The sequence below is a fragment of the Escherichia sp. MR genome (assembly GCF_005280595.1).
GTDB classification, from domain to species: domain Bacteria; phylum Pseudomonadota; class Gammaproteobacteria; order Enterobacterales; family Enterobacteriaceae; genus Escherichia; species Escherichia ruysiae.
In genome coordinates this window covers 80765-106576 of sequence record NZ_SZVK01000013.1, presented here as the reverse complement: position 1 = coordinate 106576, position 25812 = coordinate 80765, and the positions used below count along the sequence as shown (strand labels likewise).

The window sequence follows — 25812 nt, the reverse complement described above, 5'->3', positions numbered from 1 at the left end:
CGCAGATGGGTGAAGTAAATACGCGGACCGAACTGCTTGATCATATCAACCAGATCGTTGTCAGCACGCACGCCGTAAGAACCGGTGCACATGGTGAAACCGTTCGCCATGCTGTTTACGGTATCAACCATCCACTGCATATCTTCAATGGTGGAAACAATGCGCGGCAGGCCGAGGATCGGGCGCGGCGGATCGTCCGGGTGAACAGCCATACGCACACCAACTTCTTCGGCAACCGGAATAATGGCTTTCAGGAAGACCGCAAAGTTTTCGCGCAGCTTCGCTTTGTCGATATCTTTGTACAGCTCCAGGTGCTTACGGAACTGGTCGAGGGTGTAGCCTTCTTCCGCGCCCGGCAGACCAGCAATGATGTTACGGGTCAGACGAGCTTTGTCTTCGTCGCTCATAGTGGCGAAGCGTTCAGCAGCCTGAGCAATTTCTTCTTCGGTGTAATCCGCTTCCGCGCCTGGACGCTTCAGGATATGCATTTCAAACGCAGCAAATTCGATCTGGTCGAAACGCAGGGCTTTGGAGCCGTCCGGCAGTACGTATTCGAGGTCAGTACGGGTCCAGTCGAGCACAGGCATGAAGTTGTAGCACACAGTGCGAATACCGCACTGCGCAAGGTTGCGCAGGGTCTGCTGATAGTTAGCGATCCACTGCTCATAGTTGCCGGTATGGGTTTTGATATCTTCGTGAATTGGCACGCTTTCTACGACAGACCACACCAGGCCAGCATCTTCAACGATCGCCTTGCGTTTGAGGATCTCTTCTACGGACCATACTTCGCCGTTCGGGATATGGTGCAGCGCGGTAACCACGCCAGTTGCGCCCGCCTGACGGACATCAGCTAAAGAAACCGGATCGTTTGGGCCGTACCAGCGCCAGGTCTGTTCCATGATTTTTCCTCTTTCACATAGTGGGTTCCACAGCGAAGAGACGCGGAACCCCGGAGTTGTTTAGGTATCCGGATGAACAACCAGACCACAGCCGTGGCGTCGCACCGGATGAGATGGCGTATAAGTTCTACCTTTTGGTAAGACATGTCAACCCGGATTCTAAAATTGGTTAACCACATCACAAGAAATCTACTCTCCTGCCGGTTGTTGCAAATTACAGCAAAGGGTAAACAACGGTTATTGATCAGGGTATGTGATATTCATCGCAACAATGGTTGACCAATTTGCATAACATGTCGCCCAAAATAACAACGGTTCAACCAGGTAAGGTAAAACGTTATGCATGTGCTTAACATTCTCTGGGTGGTATTCGGCATTGGCCTGATGCTGGTACTGAATTTGAAGTTCAAAATCAATTCAATGGTGGCTTTGCTAGTGGCGGCGCTGTCCGTCGGGATGCTGGCGGGTATGGACTTGATGTCGCTGCTTCACACCATGAAAGCGGGCTTCGGCAACACGCTGGGGGAACTGGCGATCATCGTGGTATTCGGTGCGGTCATCGGTAAATTGATGGTCGACTCGGGCGCGGCGCACCAGATAGCGCACACGCTGCTGGCGCGTCTCGGTCTGCGCTATGTTCAGATATCGGTGATTATCATCGGCCTGATTTTCGGTCTGGCGATGTTCTATGAAGTGGCCTTTATCATGTTGGCACCGCTGGTGATCGTGATTGCAGCCGAAGCTAAAATCCCGTTCCTGAAACTGGCTATTCCGGCAGTAGCAGCTGCCACTACCGCACATTCATTGTTCCCACCGCAGCCGGGTCCGGTGGCGCTGGTGAACGCTTATGGCGCGGATATGGGGATGGTTTATATCTATGGCGTACTGGTGACGATCCCAAGTGTAATCTGCGCAGGTCTGATCCTGCCGAAGTTCCTCGGTAATCTGGAACGCCCAACGCCGTCATTTCTGAAAGCAGATCAACCGGTAGATATGAACAATCTGCCTTCTTTCGGTGTTTCGATTCTGGTGCCGCTGATCCCGGCGATCATTATGATCTCCACCACCATCGCCAATATCTGGCTGGTAAAAGACACGCCTGCGTGGGAAGTGGTTAACTTTATTGGTTCCTCGCCGATTGCGATGTTTATTGCGATGGTTGTTGCGTTCGTACTCTTTGGCACCGCGCGCGGGCACGATATGCAGTGGGTGATGAACGCCTTTGAAAGCGCAGTAAAAAGCATTGCGATGGTGATTCTGATCATCGGTGCTGGCGGCGTACTGAAGCAGACCATCATCGACACCGGCATTGGTGACACCATCGGCATGTTGATGTCGCATGGCAATATTTCGCCCTACATCATGGCGTGGCTGATCACCGTACTGATTCGTCTGGCGACCGGTCAGGGTGTGGTTTCGGCGATGACTGCCGCCGGGATTATCAGTGCTGCAATCCTTGATCCGGCAACCGGTCAACTGGTTGGCGTGAATCCGGCGCTGCTGGTGCTGGCGACGGCTGCGGGTTCCAACACCCTCACCCACATTAACGATGCATCTTTCTGGTTGTTTAAGGGTTATTTTGACCTGTCGGTAAAAGACACGTTAAAAACCTGGGGTCTGCTGGAACTGGTCAACTCCGTGGTTGGGCTGATTATTGTGTTGATTATCAGCATGGTAGCGTAAAAGAACACCAGAGCCTGCCAATGGCAGGCTCTGACTGATGACAAAGTCTAAAAATGTGCCCAGACAGTCCCCTCGCCCCTCCGGGGAGAGGGTTAGGGTGAGGGGAACAGACCAGCAAAGTGCGCTTTGTTTATGCCAGATGCGACGCTGGCGCGTCTTATCTGGCCTACAAAGGGCTAACATGCAGGTTTTGCAGGTAGCCTGGCGCATCACGTAATATTACGTACCAGCATTAGCAAGCCCTGTGATTTCTTTATTGATAAACAAAAGTAACACCAATAATCGACTGCACATTACCTGCAGTCACCTGCCCTCCAGTACGTGCGTAATTTGCCGTTAATCCCAGATTTACCGCCGAAGTCCCTACTGCCCCTAATGACACAGTGCTATTCGCTGGAATAATCGTTCCGTTGCGCGTCAACTGTACGCCGACTCCCTGTGCTGGCGAAAACGACGCGGTATTGGTGAAAATCGAGTTGCCCGCATCTGCTGTTGTGCCTGAAAGGTAATACCCCAGGTTTTGGCTTTTCGCACAATAAACGGTAAGAGGAATCGGCACCGAACCGGGATAGTCCGGCAGTGTAACGGTGACATCACGAGCGGAAACATCACAGCCGCCAGTGGGCACCACCACATCATTATTGGCGTAAATATTCCAGACGAACTGGAAATCATCGCTGTTATAGTTGTTGGTCTGTCGCAAAATAAGCACGGCAATTAATGAGCCTGCCTTAATCGCAACGCCACCCGCACTGCTGACAGGCGTCAGATAAAGCGCCACCGGCCAGGGCTTATCCGTTCTCGAATTATAAACAATGCGCGGCGTTTCGCTGGTGGTCGGGAAAGGATAGCTACTACCATTATATTTTACGGTTCCGGAAAAATTAGATAACACACCGCCATAAGCTGAACCTCGTTGCAGTGTGACATAGTCTGTAATGGTTTCCGGGTAATCGTTATGGCAAAAGATCTGCGTCGAAAGATCCACGACCAGGTTTTGCCCCACATTCACGGCGGGCGCAAGGCTGACATAGACATTGGCGCTGCCACCGCCAATTGGGATAGCTGTGCCATTGGCGGTTTTACAGGCGAATGACCAGGCATTTACCGACCAGCCCATCAGCAGTACAGCAAACAAGGTAATAACTCGTTTCATTACAATCATCTCTTCGGGTTCAGCTGTAGGTATAGGTGATGCTAATCACTGCCTGAATGGTTCCCTGAGTGGCACCGCCATTTACCGTCAATGCTCTGACTTGTAACGGGAAGTGCGCTGATTGTGAGGAATCATCCACATGAACAGTTTTGGTTGCGCCGGTGTTCAATGTGTTGCCGCTGTCATCCTGTAGCTCTAACTGGATATTTTGCGCGGTTCCCTGGTTTTTATAATATCCGGTGCTGTCGGCTGCCCCGCTGAAGCTGGCGGTGACCCTGGACGTTCCCACCGGACAATTAGTCAACTCAAGCGCAACATCATGCCAGGCCGATGCCGCTCCGGCAGATATCAGGCTAAAAGAATAAAGATCGCCGAGATCTACCGTGGCATTGGTGGTGGAAACTGTGCACGGTTTGGCGACGACCTTACCGTTCACCGTGATGGTGACATCGGCTGCCTGTATCGTCGCACTTGCGAGCGCCAACATTGCCGCCAATAAATACCCACGTTTGCGCCATTTCATGAGCATCTCCAGTTACTGATATTCAAGAGTAAAGGTTGCCGTGGCATTGATATGCCCCGCAGTGACAGGCACCTGTGTCGCCATTAGCCGGGCGTAAAAATTCAGCGTATTTGGTTTACCCGGCGTCAGGGTCGTCCACGAAATCGCGGACGATGGGGCATTAAGGGGTATCTGATTTTGTTGCTCATTCAGAAGCTGTATTCCCAGCCCTGCGGCCGCTGACACCGTATTTTCAAGTGCAAGCAGGTTGGCATTGTGGCTATCTGAAACACCGGTAAACCCAACCTTTACGGCGGAAACGGCATTACCACAGGGTGACAGCAAAATACGAAAAGGAACGGCTGGAGTCGTCGCCCCAATGTTGCTAAATTGCTTCGCCGCGTTTTCCATCAGATCAACGGTAAAATTGGTTGATTCAGCGGCCACACTACAGCCGTTATCCCTGACATAGCCGCGAATAGTAATTGTGCTATCTGCGGCTCTGGCGTGACTGACAACCAGCCACAAAAAAACGCAGAGAAGATAAAAAGGTTTGCTTTTCATCACGCCCCCTTAACGACATTCAGCTGATAGCTGAGTTAATAACTGCTGCTGACTCTCTGGTGGCAGTTGATAATTGGCGACACAGTGAGCATTCTCCCCTTCTCCCCATTTCACCTGAACTTTTCCCGCTAAAGGCATTCCGCTGAGATAAACCTGGCCATTATCCGCAACAATGCCGCTACTCTGGCTGCTCTCTGATGTGACCATCGCCCCAAACGGCAGCGGCTTATTATTGTGGGTTAGCGTCATGAGCAGTTTTATTCCAACGCGCGCTTTAAACTCTGCTCGCACAATTGCCCCACGGGTGGGAACAACGTTAGCGACCGCGTTATCTAAATCGACGTTATCAGCCAGGGTATTGGTATCCAGCGCCACTCTATTTTCGCGATATTCAGTGGCATAAGGCAGCACGGCATAACCGCGCCAGTCGGTACGCACCCCCGTCTGGTTTTCGACTTTTGCATCTTTTGCGCCAGGCGCTTTAACAAGCACCACCGTATCGTTTAACGGCTGCCCCAGCGTTATGCCATTGGCATGAGCCAATACCCCACCGCTGACTCCGTAATAGAACTGCTTAATATCATCGTTATGGCTGTAACCGATGTTGGCATTGCCGTAGCCACCGCGATAATTCAGCGTGGCGTAGCCTGTACTTCCGCTATTACCATCGCCTCCCCCGGCATAGCCGGTTTGCACGCTATAGCTGAGGTTGTTGTCTTCCAGCAACGTACCGTATACACCAGCCAGATTGGTCATCCGACCGTTGAGATCGTGCGACATGCTGTAGCTGGCACTGGCATGTCGCCACTGAGATTTACTGTCAGAACGCAGCCAGTGGCTGAAAGGAATGTTGACGTTAAGAGCTAACATCTGATCCCGTCCTTTTTGCCAGGCGTTTTTCGTCAGGCTATAGCTGAGCGTCCAGTTGATATCTTCGAACGCAGTATTTAATCCAGCCTGGAATTGCTCATCGACATTACTTGTTCCCCAATAAGTTTGATGGCTACCACTCAAATACAGTGTTGATGTGCGCCCGAGTTGCTGAGTAACAGTGAGCTGTAATTTCCCGCGTTTGTTATAAGCGAGGTTGTAATAGTCGGTGAATTTCGGCTTAACCTGAATAACACCATCCTGTGTTTCGATGTTGTAGCCATTCATTCGACTGTATGTTGTATCAGCGAAATTAAAATATCCGCTGGTCGAATAGCGGTAACCCACTAACTGAATATTCGTGCCTGACTCATTGAGCGATTTGTTATAAAGAAAACGCACCGATTGCCCGTCATGCTGACTGTCATCGGGAAGTGTGGCATTAGCCTGCGTCATATCCACCGACAGAGCGCCCAGTGCCCCCATGTTTTTCCCGATACCGAAATTAAAAGCACGATAACGATCCGCCAGTTGCGTTCCACCATATATTGTCCAGCCAGCCGGAAGGCCGTGGAGTAATGTACTCTGGAAAAAGCGGGGTTTTTCCTGTTGCGCATTTCCACTACGGTATTCTCCTGCCGTAATGGAATAACGTGTATGCCCTTCACGTTGCAAAAGCGGGACTGACGAATAGGGTACGGTAAAGATCTGCGTGCTACCGTCAGCCTCTTTAATCGTTACCTGCAAGTCACCACTATTACCTGCGGCATAGATATCGTTGATGGTAAAAGGCCCCGGTGGCACCGTACTATTATAAATGTCATACCCATTTTGTTTAATAGTGACCTGTGCAGTACCACGCGCAATACCGTGGATCACCGGGGCAAATCCTCTTTGGCTATCGGGTAACATATTGTCATCTGAGGCCAATTGTGCGCCGCGAAAGTTAATACCATCGAAAATATCGCCCTGGGTATAACCATCACCCAGCGTCAGCCGGGAACGTAACGGAATGATGTCTCGCTCAAGCCAGGTATTGATATGCTGCCATTTATTTTTGCTACCTGATGAACTGTCGCTACTGTTATAACTCCAGGTGGTATTGTCGCGTAAACGCCATGCACCAATATTTAACCCACTCTGTAGGTTTAAATATGCATAATGGCTGTTACCCCCAACCCGATTCTGCACACTATTTCCACTGAAGTTATAATTGAGCAATCCGGCATTAATACCGGGATCCCATAACTCAGGAGGAATATAACCACGCGCGCGATTACTCATAAATGCCTGAGGGATCGTCAGGTTGAGTCGCTGCTGACCAACATCTAAATGCGCAGTAGCGTCATGGATCATTGTGGTTAATGGCACGCAGGCATCATCCGCCAGCAGATTCATACCGGAGACAGAAGCTGTATTCAGCCCCATACTGGCGAGTTGAGCGCGAGTCAGGCAAGGGACAATCCCTTGTTTACTGTCACCCGTATTAAACGTGACGTCACGCGTCGCCATATAACCATTATTCAAATAGATATCGACGCGATACGTCCCCGGCGGTAACTCTTGCCCATTTTCAAAACGCGATAAATCAGCCACAGCCTGGGGATCATCCGCTAAAAAACGCGGATTAAAATAGAGTTCGGCAGATGACAAAGGTGCCTGTGCGACAAAAGCACAGGCAACAGAGAGTCGGACAAAAAAACCAGCCAGACGAGGCTTACGAATATGTAAGCATTGTGTGTTTCGCTGGTAAAGTCTTAAATTCAGATATGACATTATTCCTCCGGTTAAAATTACCCGGCAGTCAATTCTTTTTATTCAGGCGAAAAATTCTCCCTGCGTTATTCCATTACGCCCGTCATTTTTGGGGTAAGTGCGCCATAATCATTTATTGTTCGGTAAGTAATATTGCTTCCTGCATCAGGAGGCAATTTAACCGTGCTTTCGCCCATTGGAGGCACCAATGCATTTTCAAGAATCCGTGTTCCGGCATTTAACTCTGTTACCGTCAGGTAATAGGGTGTCGGGTTAATCAACGTCAGAGAATTTGCGCCGCGACGGAATCTTAATTTTTCTGCGGCCTGATCGGGTGGCAACGCTAATTTAGCCGGGCGATAGTACAGTTTAATGCGGCTGATAATTGCGAGCTGTAGCGTATTCTCGGTCAATTTTGATTTATCCATTGACGGAATCGCTTTGACATTCATCCAGAACAAACTTTCCCGATCCTGCGGCAATTGGTTATTTGTGGCATCAAGAATACGCAAGGTATTCTCTTTTTTTCCCTTCATCGCAAACAGAGGTGGCGTCACGATAAAACGACCATCCTTTACACCATCGGCATTTTCTACCCATGATTGAATTAAATAGGTGCTATTCTCATCATTATTTGTCACGGCAAGTTGCACTTGTTTTTGCCCTGCAGGATAAATTACGCGTGTCGCACCTAAGGCCACTCCCGCTTCAGCACGTCCGGCAACCATCATTGCCATGATCATCAGGATACCTGCCAGTAAGCAGAATGTTATTTCCTGCGATTTCCTTACATTGACGTTTTTATTACTCACTGTCCTGTTCCTGTTATCACATTGTCTGCTGAACAATTACTGATAGGTTAAAGAGAACCAGGCCTGGGCATTGGCGATGCCGCCAGTAACCCGACGCCCGGTAGCACGATATTTGGCGATGAAATGTAGCGAAGTAGAGCCAGAGTAAAGCCGTTTCCAGTTCACAGGAGGACGATTAATCGGTACGAGGTTTCCTTCATCATCAAACAACGCTACACCAATATTGGTTGCTATCCCTGGCCCCTCTCCCACAGAAAGCACATCCGGATTTTTACCATCCGCGACACCGTGAAAAGCCACGCCCACACGTTCACTCACCACCGTGCTACATTCCCGTAAATGAATAACAAAAGGCACCGGTGCGCTATCTTCCCCTACCGCATGAAACCGGTTACTGCTGATTTGCCCCATATTGACCGTCATTTGTTTATCACCGGCCTCAATCCGGCAAGTTTCCGCAATAATGACGCCCTGAAATTGCATATTTCCGCCGGGCAACGTGGTGTTCCATTTATTTCCGGCCAGAGCAAACATCGGCAGCAACAACGCTACTAGAAATAATCTCGTCCTTTTCATCATTATTCTTATCGCACAAGGAGTGGGCATCCTTGCCCATAATGACGTCCCTAAACCTGAGTAGGTTATTGATACTGAACCTTGAAGGTCGCATCCGCATTAGCAGCACCAGGGGTTGCAGCACCGGTTGCAAAATAACGTGCCTGGAACGGAATGATGTTGGTTCCGTTGTTCAGGGTTGTTTGTACGCTAAATGTCGCACCGTCCAGCGCCAGCGCAGTACCCGTTCTGTCCAGGATCTGCACACCAACATTTGTTGCGCTGCCCGCAGCTGAACTCTGCAGAGCCAGTACGTTGGTATGATTTCCATCAATTGCTGTGCCAAGGAAGGCAATGGCTGCTTTGTCTGCAACAGTGGTATCGCAATCATTCAGCTGAATGTTAAAACCGACAGCAGAACTGGTTGCACCTTCTTGTGCCAACGAAGCGGTACGCACTTGACCTAACTGAACAGTTTGATCAACAGAGCCTGCATCAACCGCACAAGCGGCGTTAACAACTTCCCCTTTAAAGTGAACTGTCCCACCATTTACCGTCGTAGCAGCGGCCAAAGCCGCTGTGGAACTGAGGGACAGAGCCGACAGAACAACGATTGCCAGAGTTTTAATTTTCATGCTGCTTTCCTTTTTAAATCTACGTATAAATCAATATGGGCAGTCGTTCTGTACACTTTGTTTTGGAAACGAGTTTGACTGCCAACACTGCACAGTTTCCCCCCAAAAAATGAAACATTTGGGGCCATTTTGACTCATAGAGGAAAGCATCGCGCACGAACTTTTTCAGTTTATTTGTTAGCTTTATGTTCTGTGATTATATTTATTTATAGATTTTTATATTGAATGAGGTGGTTTTTGGAGAGAAGAATGAGGAAGTTGCTTCGAGAAAGAGAGACGTTATCTTTACGTAAAGCGGAGGTGATGTGAAATTAATTTACAATAGAAATAGTCTACATATCAAACAGTTAGTTGATTTTTGTCGTTTTTTGATGTTTTTATGCTTGAGAAAAAATACGAAACTTTTTTATGATATGGACAGTTTGGCCCCAATTGTCTTGTATTTCTTTATTTTTTCATTTTCTTATCAATAAGTTATATCAAACCTCTTCTCTTTTTAATTTTTCGTTTATGAGATTATTTCTTTCCCATAATCCGGCAAAACGTGCTGCATTACTGGCGGTATAACGCACAGTATGGCGAATATTTCGATGCCCCAGATAATCCTGAATTAAACGGGTATCAGCACCACGCTCCGCCAGTTCATAACCGCAAGCATGTCTTAACATATGAGGGTGAGTCTGCGTCACGGTTCCAGCTTCAATACCGGCATCACGAATGATGCGATAGGCCTGCTGACGAGAAAGTCGACTTCCACGACGGGAAATAAATATGGCGTCGGTCTGCTCAGCGCCTTTCCAGTTAGCACGTTCCTGGGTCCAGCGTTCTACAGCTTCACGCTCATCAAAACGTAATGGGTGAACTGTAGAAAATCCGTTCTTCAGTCGGCGAATATTTATTCGACCTTCATTAAGGTCAAGATCTTGATAATGCAAATCAAGCAGCTCACTAATACGCATCCCATGCCGATATGCCAACAGAATAAGACAATAATCTCTGGCTCCCGTTGCCCCATAGCAAACCGCTTGCATCATTGCCTGAACTTCTTTACCGGTAAGATAACGACGTTTACTCACAATAGTAGTACTCCTGACTGAGATATATTTGAATGAATACCTATAGGAAACCTCAAACGGTCAAAATTAGCCCAATAGATAAAAAGATAATCACACATAAAGTTATGTGGTTATCAGTCAATTACATTAAACATCATACAAAAATAAAATATCACTGATGTGACAACATCTATTTTCATTGATTTAATTCAATATAACAATAGATAGCACCTGATTAACTCCCAGTTGCTTAAAAAATAAAGAAAAAAGTGCAGAAAGAGAAGGATCTAAGTGATATGTAAATTTATGAATGCTTTTGTTTGTTTATTTCGAATAAAATAAACCATTGTATTTTGTATGGGTATGGTTAAGCTAATGTTTATTATGATAATTAAGAATTACACCAACAATAACATCAATTAATAAATGGTTAATTATTATTGATATATCGTAAGAATAATGTAGGTTTTAACACCATCCCTGGTATCTCATCCATCTTTATAAAACAGCGTGACGCTGTCGACCTCTGGGTCTGTCCCAGATGCCGTAAAAACGCCCTGCATTGCTGGCGGTATACCAGACGGTATGACGAATATTACGATGCCCAAGATAATCCTGGATAAGTCGTGTATCTATTCCCATATTCGCCAAAGCAAAACCACACGAATGGCGTAACATGTGCGGATGAATCTCCAGTGATAGCCCGGCATTACCACCTGAAGTCGAGATAATATGGTAAAACTGTTGACGAGAAAGCGGATTCCCTTTGCGTGATAAAAATACCCACTCACTCTCAGCATGTGGATAAGAAGTACGCGTACTCAACCAGTTTTTTAAAGCCTGAACTTCTTTGTTCAATAGCGGGTGCGTCGTTGAAAAACCTTTTTTTAATCGATGGATATATATGCACTTTGCCTTCAGATCAATATCCGAAATTCTCAATCGGCAAATTTCACTCGCCCGAAAGCCATGAATAAAACAAAGCAAAGTCAGACAATAATTGCGTGCAGCATGAGGCCCGGTATTTGCTGCTTTAAGGAGTGACTCGATTTCACTGTGGGTCAGGAAGTTCCTTTTTTTGTTATCAGCCTTATTCTTCATCGTTTTCCCTTATTATTACAGACGCGCACTAGCTGTGCTGGGTTAGCAATAATCCAACATTGTAATCCTGATTATGTTTATAAAAGCGAATATTTGCTTAATGACTAACGCAAGTGGACTAGCTCTTTTGAATGAACTTAAATAGAATGGCGATAGCTACTTATAATAACTTTGCCATACAACGCTATGCTCTTGCATGCTATGTTCTTTTATATATTTTCAATCTGAGACGAATCTAATAATAACCCTCATCATCAATGTAACTAATCTTATCTATATATCACGTGATATGTTCTGTAACAAGTAAAATCAACATAAAAAAATTCAGCAAAATTTAATTTTTTGTTCAACGCGCTATCTCACATATAACATTATTAGTCAACTCCATTTTCCTCAAAATTGCTATTTCATGAGATTCCTTAATTTTTAAGTGGCTATTATCATGCTAATGCTTAGTTCCCTAGCCATTATTACCATTTGGTTTGTAAATTCATGCAGTGAGATTGTTATATTCCTTTCCAGACCGTGTATTGTCCAAAGATATGGGGGGAAGTCTGCACGCACCTTTTTTCATCTACATTCGTGTTAAATATGGTGTGGTTACTTCAACTTAATCTTTTCTTACTCACTACTATTTACTGGCGATACGGCAAATAACCGATTCCCCCCCATCCTGAAGTGTGCTGAACATCAACGAGCCAGCCCTGGACAGGATCAGAAACTCCTCTACTACATACCAGGTTGCCCTTAGTCTCAGAACGTTAAAACATATTTTATGATGAGAATTATTGTCAATCTGATAGCGGATAAACACTCATTTTCACCATACCTGAGGAGTTAGCGTGTAAACCCGGCACTGCCGAAAATCATTAAAAATACATTATAAACAATTAGTTAATAACAAAACTTCAGTTTCATGAAGGCAGTCGACAATGACCATCTGGCCTTACATAACATCTTTACCTTCGAAAAATATCGACATATTTTGTGACGCGAATTGCAAATCTGGTTTTGTTGTATGGATTGTGTGATTTTTGATCTGGTATAACAGGTATAAAGGTACACACAAGAGATAAATAAGACGACTCATATCGCAATCTAATACAAACATCCCTGGCGTCCTCTCTTATCGGGTGATGAAAGAGCACTTCAGTCTGAAAGGAGTATGAAAATGAGATCAACAAACAATCCATTTTATGACACTGGCTAAAAATGGATTTAGTAAGTGAAATAGCTTACGAACACTAAAATCAAATAAACATCCGAATAGATTTAATACTCAGGTATTTAATCCAGATCTCGGTTTATCTTAAATTATGTGGAAAGCAATTTCTCACAGGAGGCATTATACAAAAAAAATAAAACATAATTATCCGTGGCCAATGACGCTATAAGCCTAGCAAAAAAGAGCACATAACATAAATGCTATTTGTTTATTCGGACTTCGTATTACTTTCTGTATTCTACAAATGAGTGAAATTTATGAAAAAGGCTAAAATACTTTCTGGCGTATTATTACTCTGCTTTTCGTCACCATTAATTTCTCAGGCTGCAACACTGGATGTGCGTGGTGGATATCGTAGTGGAAGCCATGCCTATGAAACTCGACTCAAAGTCAGTGAGGGGTGGAAAAATGGATGGTGGGCAAGTATGGAAAGTAATACCTGGAATACCATTCATGATAATAAAAAGGAAAATGCCGCATTAAATGATGTTCAGGTTGAAGTTAATTACGCGATTAAACTTGATGATCAATGGACCGTGCGCCCAGGAATGTTAACCCATTTTAGCAGCAATGGCACACGCTATGGACCTTACGTAAAACTGTCATGGGATGCGACAAAAGATCTCAATTTTGGCATTCGCTATCGTTACGACTGGAAAGCTTACCGACAACAAGACTTATCTGGTGATATGTCTCGTGATAACGTTCATCGTTGGGATGGATATGTCACTTACAATATTAATAGTGATTTCACCTTCGCATGGCAAACGACGCTGTACAGCAAACAAAACGATTATCGCTATGCAAACCATAAGAAATGGGCGACGGAAAATGCATTTGTTCTACAATACCATATGACGCCCGATATTACGCCATACATAGAATATGACTACCTTGACCGTCAGGGTGTTTACAACGGTAGAGATAATTTATCGGAAAACAGTTATCGCATTGGTGTGTCATTTAAACTGTAGTAGACAGGAGACAGTCACAATGAATAAAACAATAACGGCACTTGCTATCATGATGGCTTCATGTGCCGCAAACGCGTCGGTATTACCAGAAACTCCTGTGCCATTTAAAAGTGGTACTGGTGTAATTGATAACGACACTGTCTACATTGGTTTAGGTAGCGCAGGTACGGCGTGGTACAAGCTGGATACGCAAGCCAAAGATAAAAAATGGATAGCTCTGGCGGAATTCCCCGCTGGCCCGAGAGATCAAGCAACCTCTGCCTTTATTGATGGTAATTTGTATGTATTTGGCGGTGTTGGTAAAAACAGTGAGGGGTTAACTCAGGTATTCAACGACGTACACAAATATAATCCCAAAACCAATACTTGGGTTAAATTAATGTCGCACGCACCGATGGGCATGGCAGGTCATGTGACCTTTGTACACAACGGCAAAGCCTATATTACTGGCGGCGTTAACCAAAATATCTTTAATGGCTATTTTGAAGATCTCAAGGAGGCAGGAAAAGATTCAGCGGCTATAGATAAAATCAACACCCACTATTTTGACAAAAAAGCAGAAGATTATTTCTTCAATAAGTTCCTGTTGTCTTTTGATCCCTCTACACAGCAATGGAGTTACACTGGCGAATCCCCCTGGTATGGTACGGCTGGTGCAGCGGTAGTAAATAAAGGTGATAAAACCTGGCTTATTAATGGCGAAGCCAAACCAGGACTGCGAACTGATGCTGTATTTGAGCTTGATTTCACCGGCAATGGCATAAAATGGAATAAACTTTCTCCCGTCTCCTCCCCAGATGGCGTAGCTGGCGGTTTTGCAGGTATTAGCAATGACTCTCTTATATTTGCCGGGGGAGCCGGATTCAAAGGTTCACGAGAAAATTACCAGAACGGTAAAAACTATGCGCATGAAGGTCTGAAAAAATCGTATAGCGCCGATATTCATCTTTGGCATAACGGGAAATGGGAGAAATCTGGCGAACTGTCGCAAGGTCGGGCCTACGGAGTATCATTGCCCTGGAATAATAATTTATTGATTATTGGCGGTGAAACTACGGGCGGCAAAGCTGTGGCGGATTCAGTGTTGCTCTCTGTGAAAGATAATAAAGTTACTGTACAAAACTAACTTTTCAGGGCTCCAGCAAAGGAGCCCTGCGATCAATGGCTCATCACCTGTTGTCATTTCAATTACGCATATATATGAACACGATAATATCGCCCGATTATTACTATGTTCTTACCGTTGCCGGACAATCTAATGCCATGGCATATGGCGAAGGACTTCCCTTACCAGACAGTGAAGATGCGCCTCACCCCAGAATAAAACAACTGGCAAGATTTACACAGACGCATCCCGGTGGCTCGTCATGTCAATTTAATGACATTATTCCACTGACTCACTGCCCACACGATATTCAGGATATGCGGGATTATCACCATCCTCTGGCAACGAATCATCAAACACAATACGGTACAGTTGGACAGGCACTGCATATTGCGCGGAAATTATTGCCCTTCATTCCTGATAATGCTGGCGTTCTCATCGTTCCTTGTTGCCGTGGCGGATCGGCTTTTACCGCAGGCTGCGAAGGAACATATTCAGAACAGCACGGAGCCAGCCATGATGCATGTCGTTGGGGAACAGATACTCCGCTGTATCAGGATTTAGTTAACAGAACGCGAGCTGCACTGGCGAAGAATCCGCAGAATAAATTCCTCGGCGTATGCTGGATGCAGGGCGAATTTGACTTAATGACGAGTGACTACGCGTTACACCCTCAATATTTTAATAATATGGTTGAGGCCTTTCGTAAGGATTTAAAGCAGTACAGTTCTCAGCTTCTGAATACTAACACTTCCGCTGCTCCGTGGTTCTGCGGCGATACCACCTGGTACTGGAAAGAAAATTATCCTCATGCGTACGAAACTATTTATGGCAATTACAAAAAGAATGCCTTAACCAACATTATTTTTGTCGGCTTCCAGCAACAAGACGAACGAGGGCTAACGAACGAGCCTGATGAAGATCCGGACGATTTAATCACGGGATATTACGGTTCAGCGTACCGAACGCCAGAAAACTGGACAACGGCGCTACGAAGCAGTCATTTCAGCTCGGCAGCCCGTCGGGGGATTATTTCCGACAAATTTGCTGACGTTATTTTGCGGTTTTGGCAGGAAGAGTGAGCACTCACAAATTTGATTTATGCGTATCCATCAATGCGCTGGACTCTGTTGGTAATCTTCAGCCTCTTCAAACGGTATCTACAACGATTATGTAATCACAACCTATGCAACATAGGGCGATTGCGCTTGTAGAAAATAATGATGCAGAAAACTTTGTTTAACGCTATTCAGGACGGGTCACAGATACAAAAAAAGACGCTTTTCAGCGTCTTTCTTTTGGAATATTGGTACTGAGGATGGGACTCGAACCCACAAGCCCGTTAGGGCACTACCACCTCAAGGTAGCGTGTCTACCAATTCCACCACCTCAGCACAGATACTATTCTTAGTTCGGGATATCGCTGGTCGGCTTAGCCGGAGCAGCTGGCTGAGTTTGTTCGGTTTTCGCCGGAGCACTCAGATTTTCCCATTCGCTACCTTTATTGGTTTTGTTGCTGTTGATGTTACCCAGCACCAGACTGATGATGAAGAACAACGTTGCCAGCACAGCCGTCATACGGGTCATGAAGTTGCCAGAACCACTTGAACCAAACAGCGTAGCGGAAGCGCCTGCTCCGAAGGAGGCTCCCATATCAGCGCCTTTACCTTGCTGCAGCATGATCAGACCAACAAGGCCAATTGCTACAATAAGGAAAACTACTAAAAGAGCTTCGTACATAATCAACCTGTTCCTTGCGGAGTTGCCGCGTACCAATGCTTCAACCAATAAAGCGGGAGAATTTAATCTTTCCCACTGAAGCGGGTGTGAATACTAACCAAAGCGAATGACCTTCGCAAGGGCAATTTTATTGCATTGTATCAACTGCGGAAAAAAACAGCAAAATAGATGTGCATAAGAAAAACAAAGGCGACAATCGCCGCCTTTTTAGCCAGTTAGTTATCGCATTAAACCGCTTTTACCGCATCAGCGATACGGTGAGCAAACTCGGTGACCTGCGCTTCGTCTTCACCTTCGACCATCACGCGAATTAACGGCTCAGTGCCGGATTTACGCAACAGCACACGCCCACGGCTACCCAGCGCCGCTTCAACTTCGGCGGTCACGGCTTTAACTGACTCATGCTCCAGCGGATCGCCGCTGCCTGCGGTATAACGCACGTTAACCAGAATCTGCGGGAACATTTTCATGCCACTGCAAAGGTCGTGCAGGCTCATATGGTTACGCGCCATCGCCGCCAGCACCTGCAAACCAGCAACGATGCCGTCACCGGTAGTGGTTTTATCCAGCAGGATCACATGACCGGAGTTCTCTGCACCGATACGCCAGCCTTTTTCCTGCATTTTTTCCAGTACGTAGCGGTCGCCCACTTTCGCACGTGCAAATGGAATGCCTAACTGTTTCAGCGCCAGTTCCAGCCCCATGTTGCTCATTAATGTACCCACCGCGCCACCACGCAGCTGCCCCTGACGAAGACCTTCACGCGCGATGATATACATGATCTGATCGCCATCGACTTTATTGCCTTCATGGTCAACCATAATCACGCGGTCGCCGTCGCCGTCAAAGGCAATGCCGAGATCTGCTTTTTCAGCCAATACGCGTGCCTGTAGCGCACGAACATCAGTTGCCCCCACTTCGGCATTGATGTTTACGCCGTTCGGCTCACAACCGATGGCGATAACGTTCGCTCCCAACTCGCGCAGCACGTTTGGCGCGATGTGATAAGTCGCGCCATTTGCGCAATCCACCACAATCTTCAGTTCACTGAGGCTAAGTTCGTTCGGGAACGTGGCTTTGCAAAATTCAATATAGCGACCCGCAGCATCAACGATACGGCTGGCTTTACCCAGTTCTGCCGAATCAACGCAGCTAATCTCTTTTTCCATTTCAGCTTCGATGGCCTCTTCTACCGCATCCGGCAGTTTGGTGCCGTCGATAGAGAAGAATTTAATGCCATTATCGTAGAACGGGTTATGCGATGCGGAAATCACAATCCCGGCCTCTGCGCGGAAGGTACGCGTCAGATAAGCCACTGCCGGTGTTGGCATCGGGCCGGTAAAAAGTGCGGAAAGTCCCGCTGCCGCCAAACCCGCTTCCAGTGCCGACTCCAGCATATAGCCAGAAATACGCGTGTCTTTACCAATAATGATCTTACGGGAACCATGACGCGCCAGCACTTTACCTGCTGCCCAGCCCAGCTTCAGCACAAAATCAGGGGTGATCGGCGCATCCCCAACACGACCACGGATCCCATCGGTCCCGAAATATTTACGATTACTCATAGCGTTTGTTTTCCTTTGCAGACAGAGTGGCTTCCACCACTCGCATCGCTTCTACGGTTTCTTTGACGTCATGAACACGAATGATGTGTGCGCCCTGCATCGCAGCAATAACTGCACAGGCCAGACTACCGCTCAGGCGTTCGGACGGCCCCACGTTCAGCAGTTGTCCAATCATCGATTTTCGTGACATACCCACCAACAGCGGCAGGTTGAAATGGTGAAATTCAGCCAGACGCGCCAATAATGAATAGTTATGGTGGAGATTTTTACCGAAACCGAATCCCGGGTCGAGCAACAATTTCTCTTTTGCGATACCCGCCCGTTCACAGCGTGCTATTTGCTCAATAAAGTAGCGATTCACTTCAGCATAAACATCGTCATACTTCGGCGCTTCCTGCATGGTCTTTGGATTTCCCTGCATATGCATCAGGCATACGGGTAAACCAGTTTCCGCAGCCGCTTCCAGAGCGCCAGGTTCGGAAAGGGAGCGGATATCGTTAATGATGTGAGCACCCACTTTCGCCGACTCACGGATAACTTCCGGTTTGGAGGTATCCACAGAGATCCAGACTTCGAATCGTTGCGCAATTGCCTCAACCACCGGAATAACACGTTGCAACTCTTCTTCAACACTCACTTCCGCTGCACCTGGACGCGTAGACTCTCCACCAACGTCGATAATCGTCGCGCCAGCGTTGATCATCAGATTCGCATGTTTCACTGCATCAATCAGAGAGTTATGCGTACCACCATCAGAAAAAGAATCTGGCGTGACGTTGAGTATCCCCATCACGTGAGGATGGCTAAGATCCAGTGAAGTGCCCTGGGCAAAGAGTTTCATGGTGTTATCCCTGGTATGAATTGATAAGAAAAAACCCCGGAGCACGCCCCGGGGTTTTCGGTACAAATACAGTCATCTGATGCGGGAACTTACTTGTCGCCTAACTGCTCTGACATGGTGTTACCCGGATTTGGCGTACGTGGTTCATCAACCGGACGCGGCGCCTTTGGAGTGCCATTATTGTCAGAATTGTTAGATGCTCCCGACTCATCCCAACCTGCAGGCGGGCGTACATCGCGACGAGCCATCAAGTCATCAATCTGCGGTGCGTCGATGGTCTCATATTTCATGAGTGCATCTTTCATCGCATGAAGAATATCCAGGTTGTCGTTCAACAACTGACGCGCACGATTATAGTTACGTTCAATCAGTGACTTCACTTCCTGGTCGATGATACGCGCGGTTTCATCGGACATATGTTTTGCTTTCGCCACGCTACGACCGAGGAAAACTTCACCTTCTTCTTCCGCATACAGCAGCGGACCGAGTTTTTCAGAGAAGCCCCACTGGGTCACCATGTTACGCGCCAGGTTAGTCGCAACTTTAATATCGTTCGACGCACCGGTAGAAACATGTTCTGGTCCGTAGATGATCTCTTCTGCCAGACGACCGCCGTACAGGGTACTAATCTGACTTTCCAGTTTCTGTCGGCTGGCGCTGATTGCGTCGCCTTCAGGCAGGAAGAAGGTCACACCCAACGCGCGACCGCGCGGGATAATCGTTACTTTGTGCACCGGATCGTGTTCCGGCACCAGACGACCAATAATCGCGTGGCCAGCTTCGTGGTAAGCAGTCGATTCTTTCTGCGCTTCCGTCATCACCATGGAGCGACGTTCCGCACCCATCATGATTTTGTCTTTCGCTTTTTCGAATTCAACCATTGATACAACGCGTTTGTTGCCACGTGCCGCAAACAGTGCCGCTTCGTTCACCAGGTTCGCCAGGTCTGCACCGGAGAAGCCTGGTGTGCCACGAGCAATAATTGCCGCATCAACATCTGGCGCCAACGGTACGCGACGCATATGCACTTTCAGGATCTGCTCACGCCCACGGACATCTGGCAGACCAACCACAACCTGACGGTCGAAACGACCAGGACGCAGCAGTGCCGGGTCGAGAACGTCCGGACGGTTAGTCGCCGCGATAACGATGATACCTTCGTTACCTTCGAAGCCATCCATCTCAACCAGCATCTGGTTCAGGGTCTGTTCACGCTCATCATGACCACCACCCAGACCAGCGCCACGCTGGCGACCTACGGCGTCGATTTCATCGATGAAGATGATGCACGGTGCCGCTTTCTTAGCCTGTTCGAACATGTCACGCACACGAGATGCACCCACACCGACGAACATTTCTACGAAGTCAGAACCGGAGATGGTAAAGAACGGAACTTTCGCTTCACCTGCAATGGCTTTCGCCAGCAGCGTTTTACCCGTACCCGGAGGACCGACCATCAGGACGCCTTTCGGGATCTTACCGCCCAGTTTCTGGAAGCGGCTCGGCTCACGCAGATACTCAACCAGTTCGGCAACTTCTTCTTTTGCTTCGTCGCAACCGGCAACATCAGCAAAGGTCGTTTTGATCTGATCTTCCGTCAACATGCGCGCTTTGCTCTTACCGAACGACATCGCGCCTTTACCGCCGCCGCCCTGCATTTGACGCATGAAGAAGATCCAGACACCAATCAGTAACAGCATCGGGAACCATGAGATGAAGATAGAAGCCAGCAGGCTTGGCTCTTCAGGCGGTTCACCGACAACCTTGACGTTCTTGGTCAGCAGGTTATCCAGTAGTTTCGGATCCTGAACCGGAATGTAAGTGGTATAACGGTTACTATCTTTCTTGGTAACGTTGATTTCACGTCCGTTGATACGCGCTTCACGAACCTGGTCGTTATTGACCTCTTGTAGGAAGGTAGAGTAATCCACCTTACGGCCATTAGACTCGCTGGGCCCAAAGCTCTGGAATACTGACATCAGCACAACGGCAATGACCAGCCAGAGTATTAGGTTTTTCGCCATGTCACTCAAGGGATTAACCTCTTATTACAACTGTGTTAAAAACAGCGTCAGGATACTCTATATCCAGCATCTTTCAAACTTTCGTCTGAAATCTCCCGGTTAGGGTTTACGCCCGGTCGCTACAATATACACTTCCCGCGAACGTGCACGAGAAGAGTCCGGCTTACGAACTTTGACCTTCGTAAACAGGGAGCGAATTTCCCTTAGATACTCATCGAAACCTTCGCCCTGGAACACCTTCACTACAAAACTGCCACCCGGCGCTAACACATCACGACACATTTCTAGCGCCAGTTCCACCAGATACATGGCACGGGGGATATCCACCGCCGGTGTTCCGCTCATGTTTGGTGCCATATCGGACATGACAACCTGGACTTTGCTGTCGCCAACGCGCTCCAGCAGTGCTTTCATCACCAGTTCATCACGAAAATCGCCCTGAAGAAAGTCCACACCAACGATAGGATCCATAGGTAAAAGATCGCAAGCGATGATGCGGCCTTTGCCGCCAATTTGGGTGACCACATATTGTGACCAACCACCCGGGGCAGCACCAAGGTCGACAACCGTCATTCCCGGTTTAAAGAGTTTGTCACTTTGCTGTATTTCATCAAGTTTAAACCAGGCACGGGAACGTAACCCCTTTTTCTGTGCCTGTTGAACATATTTATCGCTAAAGTGTTCCTGAAGCCAGCGGCTGGAGCTGGCAGAACGCTTCTTACCTGTCATTTAACTTTCCCATTGGGATAACTCATCGTAACCAATTGCGTAAATTTTTACGCGCCTGTTTGGTGATATATGGGAGATGGCGGTAGAATGACCCGTTTTCAATCCCAACGTAAGCAAAAAAATACGATGAATCTAAGTACTAAACAAAAACAACACCTGAAAGGTCTGGCACATCCGCTCAAGCCAGTTGTTCTGCTTGGCAGTAATGGTTTGACCGAAGGGGTGCTGGCCGAGATTGAACAAGCGTTAGAGCACCATGAACTCATCAAGGTGAAAATCGCCACAGAAGATCGCGAAACTAAAACCTTGATCGTGGAAGCTATCGTGCGCGAAACCGGCGCCTGTAATGTACAGGTCATCGGTAAAACGCTGGTGCTTTATCGCCCAACTAAAGAACGTAAAATCTCGCTGCCACGCTAAGATTATCCTAAAGTTACACACATTTTCTGTGTAAAACGAGGGATTTTCCGCAGGCAGGAGAGCAAAATGCCACGCTCTGTTCGTTGATAAAAGGCCGCATAGCGGCCTTTTTCCTTTCTTTACAATACATCAACATTTTGAGTATTGGGTAATTCTTACAGGTATTCTACCTTAATTACTTCAAATTCTACTTCGCCGCCTGGCGTTTTGATGACCACAACATCATCTTCTTCTTTGCCGATCAGGCCACGAGCGATAGGTGAGTTTACAGAAATCAGGTTTTGTTTAAAGTCAGCTTCGTCATCGCCTACGATGCGATAAGTCTGTTCTTCATCAGAATCCAGATTCAACACCGTTACGGTAGCACCAAAAATAACGCGGCCATTGTTTGGCATTTTGGTGACATCAATCACCTGCGCGTTCGACAGCTTGGCTTCGATGTCTTTGATACGGCCTTCGCAGAAGCCCTGCTGTTCACGCGCAGCGTGATATTCAGCATTCTCTTTCAGGTCGCCATGTTCACGCGCTTCCGCGATAGCAGCAATGATTTCAGGACGGCGCACAGATTTCAGAAAATCCAGCTCTTCGCGTAATTTTTCAGCGCCGCGTAAGGTCATCGGAATAGCTTGCATTTGTTATACCTCTTGAATATTCCTGATGGGGCGAGTCTCCACACACCCCGGCTGTTCGGTCAGCCCGGCATAACTCCTCACCAGGCCAGAAGCAAAAAAATACCGACCCGGAAACAGGTTCCAGGTCAGCTACAATTCACATTTTGATGATCATTTTACCCTGAAGTTCCCGAAGGGTCATCGTTTACTTTATAGGGCGTTGCGCCGTAGTATGACGGCTCGATTCCAGGTTGTTAGCGCGAGATTATGCGATTTTCCAGATTTATCATCGGATTGACCAGCTGTATAGCGTTCAGTGTTCAGGCTGCGAATGTTGATGAGTACATTACTCAACTTCCCGCTGGTGCCAACCTTGCCCTGATGGTGCAAAGAGTCGGCGCGTCTGCCCCCACGATTGATTACCACAGTCAGCAGATGGCGCTGCCCGCCAGTACGCAAAAAGTAATCACTGCGCTGGCTGCGTTGATTCAACTCGGCCCCGATTTTCGTTTTACCACTACGCTTGAAACCAAAGGTAATGTGGAAAACGGAGTGCTTAAAGGCGATTTAGTGGCGCGATTTGGTGCCGATCCGACGTTAAAACGTCAGGATATTCGCAATATGGTCGCGACTCTGAAAAAATCTGGTGTCACACAAATCGATGGTAATGTACTCATAGATACCTCCATTTTTGCCAGCCATGATAAAGCTCCCGGCTGGCCATGGAATGACATGACACAATGCTTTAGCGCACCACCCGCCGCTGCCATCGTTGACCGCAATTGCTTCTCCGTCTCGCTCTACAGCGCCCAAAAACCCGGTGATATGGCTTTTATACGCGTGGCATCTTATTACCCCGTTACGATGTTCAGCCAGGTACGCACCCTCCCCCGTGGTTCTGCCGAAGCGCAATACTGCGAGCTGGATGTCGTGCCAGGCGACCTGAACCGCTTTACGCTGACCGGATGCCTGCCACAACGTTCCGAACCTCTACCGTTAGCCTTTGCGGTGCAAGATGGTGCCAGCTATGCCGGGGCGATTCTGAAAGATGAGTTAAAACAAGCGGGTATCACCTGGAGCGGAACACTGCTGCGACAAACGCAGGTTAACGAACCGGGAACGGTGGTGGCCAGTAAACAATCGGCTCCTTTGCATGATCTGCTTAAGATTATGCTGAAAAAATCAGACAACATGATCGCCGATACGGTTTTCCGCATGATAGGCCATGCGCGCTTCAATGTGCCTGGAACATGGCGGGCCGGATCGGACGCCGTGCGCCAAATTCTGCGTCAGCAAGCCGGTGTCGATATTGGCAACACGATTATTGCCGACGGCTCGGGACTTTCACGCCATAACCTGATTGCGCCTGCCACCATGATGCAGGTGCTGCAATATATCGCCCAACATGACAATGAGCTTAACTTTATCTCTATGCTGCCGCTGGCGGGTTATGACGGCTCGTTACAGTACCGTGCGGGCCTGCATCAGGCGGGCGTGGATGGCAAAGTCTCAGCGAAAACCGGTTCGTTGCAGGGGGTATATAACCTGGCGGGATTCATTACCACAGCGAGCGGGCAACGAATGGCGTTTGTGCAATATCTTTCTGGCTATGCAGTAGAACCGGCGGATCAGCGTAATCGCCGTATTCCGTTAGTGCGCTTTGAAAGCCGCTTGTATAAAGATATTTATCAGAACAATTAGTCAAAAAGAAACCCCGGCGCATGGTCGGGGTTTCAGATTATTGACAAAGTGCGCTTTGTTTATGCCTGATAAGCGTAGCGCATCAGGCTATTTGGCGTTTGTCATCAGTAATTAACGCTTGTAAATGAACTCAACGCCTTCTTCGTCGTCTTCGTCCCAGTCGTCATCCCAGTCTTCATCATCCTCTTCAGCAATTTCTTCAAGCTGCTGACGGTGATAATCATCCCACATGAATTCGACTTTCTCTGGCTGTTTCGTTTCTTCGGCCTGCACGACCGGGTTTTCAATGATAAAGGTCATCACATCCCAGCAGAGATCTTTCACGCCCAGTCCGCTTGCCGCAGAGATCAGATAATATTTATCTTCCCAGCCCAGTGCCTCAGCGATCGCTTTCGCTTTCTCTTCGGCTTCCGCTTTATCCAGCAGATCGATCTTGTTGAAGACTAACCAACGCGGTTTCGCCGCCAGATCCTGACTGTATTTTTCCAGCTCGCTGATAATAATACGCGCGTTTTCAACCGGATCGGTGCCGTCAATCGGATCGATATCGATAAGGTGCAACAGGACGCGGCAACGTTCCAGGTGCTTCAGGAAGCGAATCCCCAGACCTGCGCCTTCCGCAGCGCCTTCAATCAGCCCTGGAATATCGGCAACAACGAAGCTCTTTTCGTTGTCCATTCGTACCACACCCAGACTTGGCACCAGAGTGGTAAACGGATAGTCCGCTACTTTCGGTTTAGCCGCCGAAACAGCGCGAATGAATGTCGATTTACCAGCATTTGGCATCCCCAGCATACCGACGTCAGCCAGCAGCATCAGCTCCAGCAGCAACTCGCGCTTATCGCCCGGCGTGCCGTTGGTTTTCTGCCGTGGTGTACGGTTAACGGACGATTTGAAACGAGTATTGCCCAGACCGTGCCAGCCGCCCTTAGCAACCAGCAGACGCTGACCGTGTTTGGTCATATCGCCCATGGTTTCACCGGTGCCCTGATCGATAACACGCGTACCTACTGGTACTTTAATCGTCACGTCTTTACCACGCTTACCGGTGCAGTCGCGGCTTGCGCCATTCTGACCACGCTCGGCGCGGAAAGATTTTTCAAAACGATAATCGATAAGCGTATTCAGGTTCTCGTCGGCTTCCATCCATACGTCACCGCCGTCACCACCGTCGCCGCCATCCGGGCCGCCTTTCGGAATATATTTTTCGCGGCGGAAGCTCACGCAACCATTACCGCCATCACCTGCAACGACCAGAATCGATGCTTCATCAACAAACTTCATTTTATT

The 25812-nt window shown here is 47.8% G+C and carries 23 protein-coding genes and 1 tRNA gene; 6 read left to right on the top strand and 18 right to left on the bottom strand.

The window, feature by feature from the left end; translation table 11 throughout:
- Positions 1-899, bottom strand: an 899-nt coding sequence (gene uxuA, locus FC814_RS08415) for a mannonate dehydratase (protein WP_137325798.1), incomplete at its 3' end; no start/stop codon positions are given.
- 339 nt (positions 900-1238) lie between these two features.
- On the opposite strand from uxuA, the gene gntP reads away from it, so the two are divergent.
- Positions 1239-2582, top strand: a complete 1344-nt coding sequence (gene gntP / locus FC814_RS08410) for a gluconate permease GntP (protein WP_000558243.1) — start codon at positions 1239-1241, stop codon at positions 2580-2582.
- 253 nt (positions 2583-2835) lie between these two features.
- Here the strand turns inward: gntP and fimH are convergent, their stop codons facing one another.
- The 9 genes from fimH to fimB form a co-directional block, all read right to left on the bottom strand.
- Positions 2836-3738, bottom strand: a complete 903-nt coding sequence (gene fimH / locus FC814_RS08405) for a type 1 fimbria D-mannose specific adhesin FimH (RefSeq protein WP_137325797.1) — start codon at positions 3736-3738, stop codon at positions 2836-2838.
- A gap of 19 nt (positions 3739-3757) precedes the next feature.
- Complete coding sequence (gene fimG, locus FC814_RS08400; RefSeq protein ID WP_032226541.1) at positions 3758-4261, bottom strand: type 1 fimbria minor subunit FimG; 504 nt, start codon at positions 4259-4261, stop codon at positions 3758-3760.
- Positions 4262-4273: 12 nt separating this feature from the next.
- Positions 4274-4804, bottom strand: coding sequence for a type 1 fimbria minor subunit FimF (gene fimF, locus FC814_RS08395; protein WP_137325796.1), 531 nt, complete (start codon positions 4802-4804; stop codon positions 4274-4276).
- A gap of 9 nt (positions 4805-4813) precedes the next feature.
- Positions 4814-7450, bottom strand: a complete 2637-nt coding sequence (gene fimD, locus FC814_RS08390) for a fimbrial usher FimD (RefSeq protein ID WP_137325795.1) — start codon at positions 7448-7450, stop codon at positions 4814-4816.
- A 65-nt stretch (positions 7451-7515) separates the two neighbouring features.
- Entirely contained in the window at positions 7516-8241 is a 726-nt protein-coding gene (gene fimC, locus FC814_RS08385; RefSeq protein WP_085460270.1) for a type 1 fimbria chaperone FimC, read from the bottom strand.
- Between the two features lie 36 nt (positions 8242-8277).
- Entirely contained in the window at positions 8278-8817 is a 540-nt protein-coding gene (locus FC814_RS08380) for a fimbrial protein (RefSeq protein WP_077629697.1), read from the bottom strand.
- A 65-nt stretch (positions 8818-8882) separates the two neighbouring features.
- Entirely contained in the window at positions 8883-9431 is a 549-nt protein-coding gene (gene fimA / locus FC814_RS08375) for a type 1 fimbrial major subunit FimA (RefSeq protein ID WP_137325794.1), read from the bottom strand.
- A gap of 479 nt (positions 9432-9910) precedes the next feature.
- On the bottom strand, positions 9911-10507 hold the full coding sequence (fimE, locus tag FC814_RS08370; RefSeq protein WP_000044716.1) for a type 1 fimbria switch DNA invertase FimE: 597 nt from the start codon (positions 10505-10507) through the stop codon (positions 9911-9913).
- A 477-nt stretch (positions 10508-10984) separates the two neighbouring features.
- Positions 10985-11587: a type 1 fimbria switch DNA invertase FimB gene (gene fimB / locus FC814_RS08365; RefSeq protein WP_000790591.1), complete on the bottom strand. Its 603-nt coding sequence runs from the start codon at positions 11585-11587 to the stop codon at positions 10985-10987.
- Between the two features lie 1482 nt (positions 11588-13069).
- Here fimB and nanC point away from each other — a divergent pair.
- The 3 genes from nanC to FC814_RS08350 all read left to right on the top strand — a co-directional run bounded on the left by nanC (position 13070) and on the right by FC814_RS08350 (position 15973).
- The gene (gene nanC, locus FC814_RS08360) at positions 13070-13786 is read left to right on the top strand and encodes an N-acetylneuraminic acid outer membrane channel NanC (protein WP_016159471.1); all 717 of its coding nucleotides are present in this window, start codon (positions 13070-13072) and stop codon (positions 13784-13786) included.
- Between the two features lie 19 nt (positions 13787-13805).
- Positions 13806-14912, top strand: coding sequence for an N-acetylneuraminate epimerase (nanM, locus tag FC814_RS08355; protein WP_024212370.1), 1107 nt, complete (start codon positions 13806-13808; stop codon positions 14910-14912).
- Between the two features lie 74 nt (positions 14913-14986).
- Entirely contained in the window at positions 14987-15973 is a 987-nt protein-coding gene (locus tag FC814_RS08350) for a sialate O-acetylesterase (RefSeq protein ID WP_137325793.1), read from the top strand.
- A gap of 225 nt (positions 15974-16198) precedes the next feature.
- Here FC814_RS08350 and FC814_RS08345 read toward each other — a convergent pair.
- The 6 genes from FC814_RS08345 to rlmE form a co-directional block, all read right to left on the bottom strand.
- Positions 16199-16285: transfer RNA gene (locus FC814_RS08345), tRNA-Leu, on the bottom strand.
- A 13-nt stretch (positions 16286-16298) separates the two neighbouring features.
- On the bottom strand, positions 16299-16631 hold the full coding sequence (secG, locus tag FC814_RS08340) for a preprotein translocase subunit SecG (RefSeq protein WP_001517162.1): 333 nt from the start codon (positions 16629-16631) through the stop codon (positions 16299-16301).
- 227 nt (positions 16632-16858) lie between these two features.
- Positions 16859-18196 carry a phosphoglucosamine mutase gene (glmM, locus tag FC814_RS08335; RefSeq protein WP_000071137.1) on the bottom strand — a complete coding sequence of 446 codons (1338 nt, stop codon included), beginning with the start codon at positions 18194-18196 and terminating at the stop codon, positions 16859-16861.
- Positions 18189-19037, bottom strand: coding sequence for a dihydropteroate synthase (gene folP / locus FC814_RS08330; protein WP_000764735.1), 849 nt, complete (start codon positions 19035-19037; stop codon positions 18189-18191). The genes glmM and folP overlap by 8 nt, the downstream gene beginning before the upstream one ends.
- An 89-nt stretch (positions 19038-19126) precedes the next feature.
- On the bottom strand, positions 19127-21061 hold the full coding sequence (gene ftsH, locus FC814_RS08325) for an ATP-dependent zinc metalloprotease FtsH (protein WP_001107477.1): 1935 nt from the start codon (positions 21059-21061) through the stop codon (positions 19127-19129).
- Between the two features lie 99 nt (positions 21062-21160).
- Positions 21161-21790, bottom strand: coding sequence for a 23S rRNA (uridine(2552)-2'-O)-methyltransferase RlmE (gene rlmE, locus FC814_RS08320; RefSeq protein WP_000145975.1), 630 nt, complete (start codon positions 21788-21790; stop codon positions 21161-21163).
- A gap of 126 nt (positions 21791-21916) precedes the next feature.
- On the opposite strand from rlmE, the gene yhbY reads away from it, so the two are divergent.
- Positions 21917-22210 (top strand): ribosome assembly RNA-binding protein YhbY, encoded by a 294-nt coding sequence (gene yhbY / locus FC814_RS08315; RefSeq protein WP_001054420.1) that lies wholly within the window; start codon positions 21917-21919, stop codon positions 22208-22210.
- Positions 22211-22365: 155 nt separating this feature from the next.
- Here the strand turns inward: yhbY and greA are convergent, their stop codons facing one another.
- Complete coding sequence (gene greA, locus FC814_RS08310) at positions 22366-22842, bottom strand: transcription elongation factor GreA (protein ID WP_001148001.1); 477 nt, start codon at positions 22840-22842, stop codon at positions 22366-22368.
- 246 nt (positions 22843-23088) lie between these two features.
- On the opposite strand from greA, the gene dacB reads away from it, so the two are divergent.
- Positions 23089-24522, top strand: a complete 1434-nt coding sequence (gene dacB, locus FC814_RS08305; RefSeq protein ID WP_001212645.1) for a serine-type D-Ala-D-Ala carboxypeptidase — start codon at positions 23089-23091, stop codon at positions 24520-24522.
- A 111-nt stretch (positions 24523-24633) separates the two neighbouring features.
- On the opposite strand, the gene cgtA is transcribed toward dacB, so the two are convergent.
- Positions 24634-25806, bottom strand: coding sequence for an Obg family GTPase CgtA (gene cgtA, locus FC814_RS08300; RefSeq protein ID WP_000673562.1), 1173 nt, complete (start codon positions 25804-25806; stop codon positions 24634-24636).
- Positions 25807-25812: the final 6 nt, after the last annotated feature.

Coding starts and splice junctions, on each gene's coding strand:
- gntP (WP_000558243.1), top strand. CDS start 1,239: ATGCATGTGCTTAACATTCTCTGGGTGGTATTCGGCATTGGCCTGATG.
- fimH (WP_137325797.1), bottom strand. CDS start 3,738: ATGAAACGAGTTATTACCTTGTTTGCTGTACTGCTGATGGGCTGGTCG.
- fimG (WP_032226541.1), bottom strand. CDS start 4,261: ATGAAATGGCGCAAACGTGGGTATTTATTGGCGGCAATGTTGGCGCTC.
- fimF (WP_137325796.1), bottom strand. CDS start 4,804: ATGAAAAGCAAACCTTTTTATCTTCTCTGCGTTTTTTTGTGGCTGGTT.
- fimD (WP_137325795.1), bottom strand. CDS start 7,450: ATGTCATATCTGAATTTAAGACTTTACCAGCGAAACACACAATGCTTA.
- FC814_RS08380 (WP_077629697.1), bottom strand. CDS start 8,817: ATGAAAAGGACGAGATTATTTCTAGTAGCGTTGTTGCTGCCGATGTTT.
- fimA (WP_137325794.1), bottom strand. CDS start 9,431: ATGAAAATTAAAACTCTGGCAATCGTTGTTCTGTCGGCTCTGTCCCTC.
- fimB (WP_000790591.1), bottom strand. CDS start 11,587: ATGAAGAATAAGGCTGATAACAAAAAAAGGAACTTCCTGACCCACAGT.
- nanC (WP_016159471.1), top strand. CDS start 13,070: ATGAAAAAGGCTAAAATACTTTCTGGCGTATTATTACTCTGCTTTTCG.
- nanM (WP_024212370.1), top strand. CDS start 13,806: ATGAATAAAACAATAACGGCACTTGCTATCATGATGGCTTCATGTGCC.
- FC814_RS08350 (WP_137325793.1), top strand. CDS start 14,987: ATGAACACGATAATATCGCCCGATTATTACTATGTTCTTACCGTTGCC.
- secG (WP_001517162.1), bottom strand. CDS start 16,631: ATGTACGAAGCTCTTTTAGTAGTTTTCCTTATTGTAGCAATTGGCCTT.
- glmM (WP_000071137.1), bottom strand. CDS start 18,196: ATGAGTAATCGTAAATATTTCGGGACCGATGGGATCCGTGGTCGTGTT.
- folP (WP_000764735.1), bottom strand. CDS start 19,037: ATGAAACTCTTTGCCCAGGGCACTTCACTGGATCTTAGCCATCCTCAC.
- ftsH (WP_001107477.1), bottom strand. CDS start 21,061: ATGGCGAAAAACCTAATACTCTGGCTGGTCATTGCCGTTGTGCTGATG.
- rlmE (WP_000145975.1), bottom strand. CDS start 21,790: ATGACAGGTAAGAAGCGTTCTGCCAGCTCCAGCCGCTGGCTTCAGGAA.
- yhbY (WP_001054420.1), top strand. CDS start 21,917: ATGAATCTAAGTACTAAACAAAAACAACACCTGAAAGGTCTGGCACAT.
- greA (WP_001148001.1), bottom strand. CDS start 22,842: ATGCAAGCTATTCCGATGACCTTACGCGGCGCTGAAAAATTACGCGAA.
- dacB (WP_001212645.1), top strand. CDS start 23,089: ATGCGATTTTCCAGATTTATCATCGGATTGACCAGCTGTATAGCGTTC.
- cgtA (WP_000673562.1), bottom strand. CDS start 25,806: ATGAAGTTTGTTGATGAAGCATCGATTCTGGTCGTTGCAGGTGATGGC.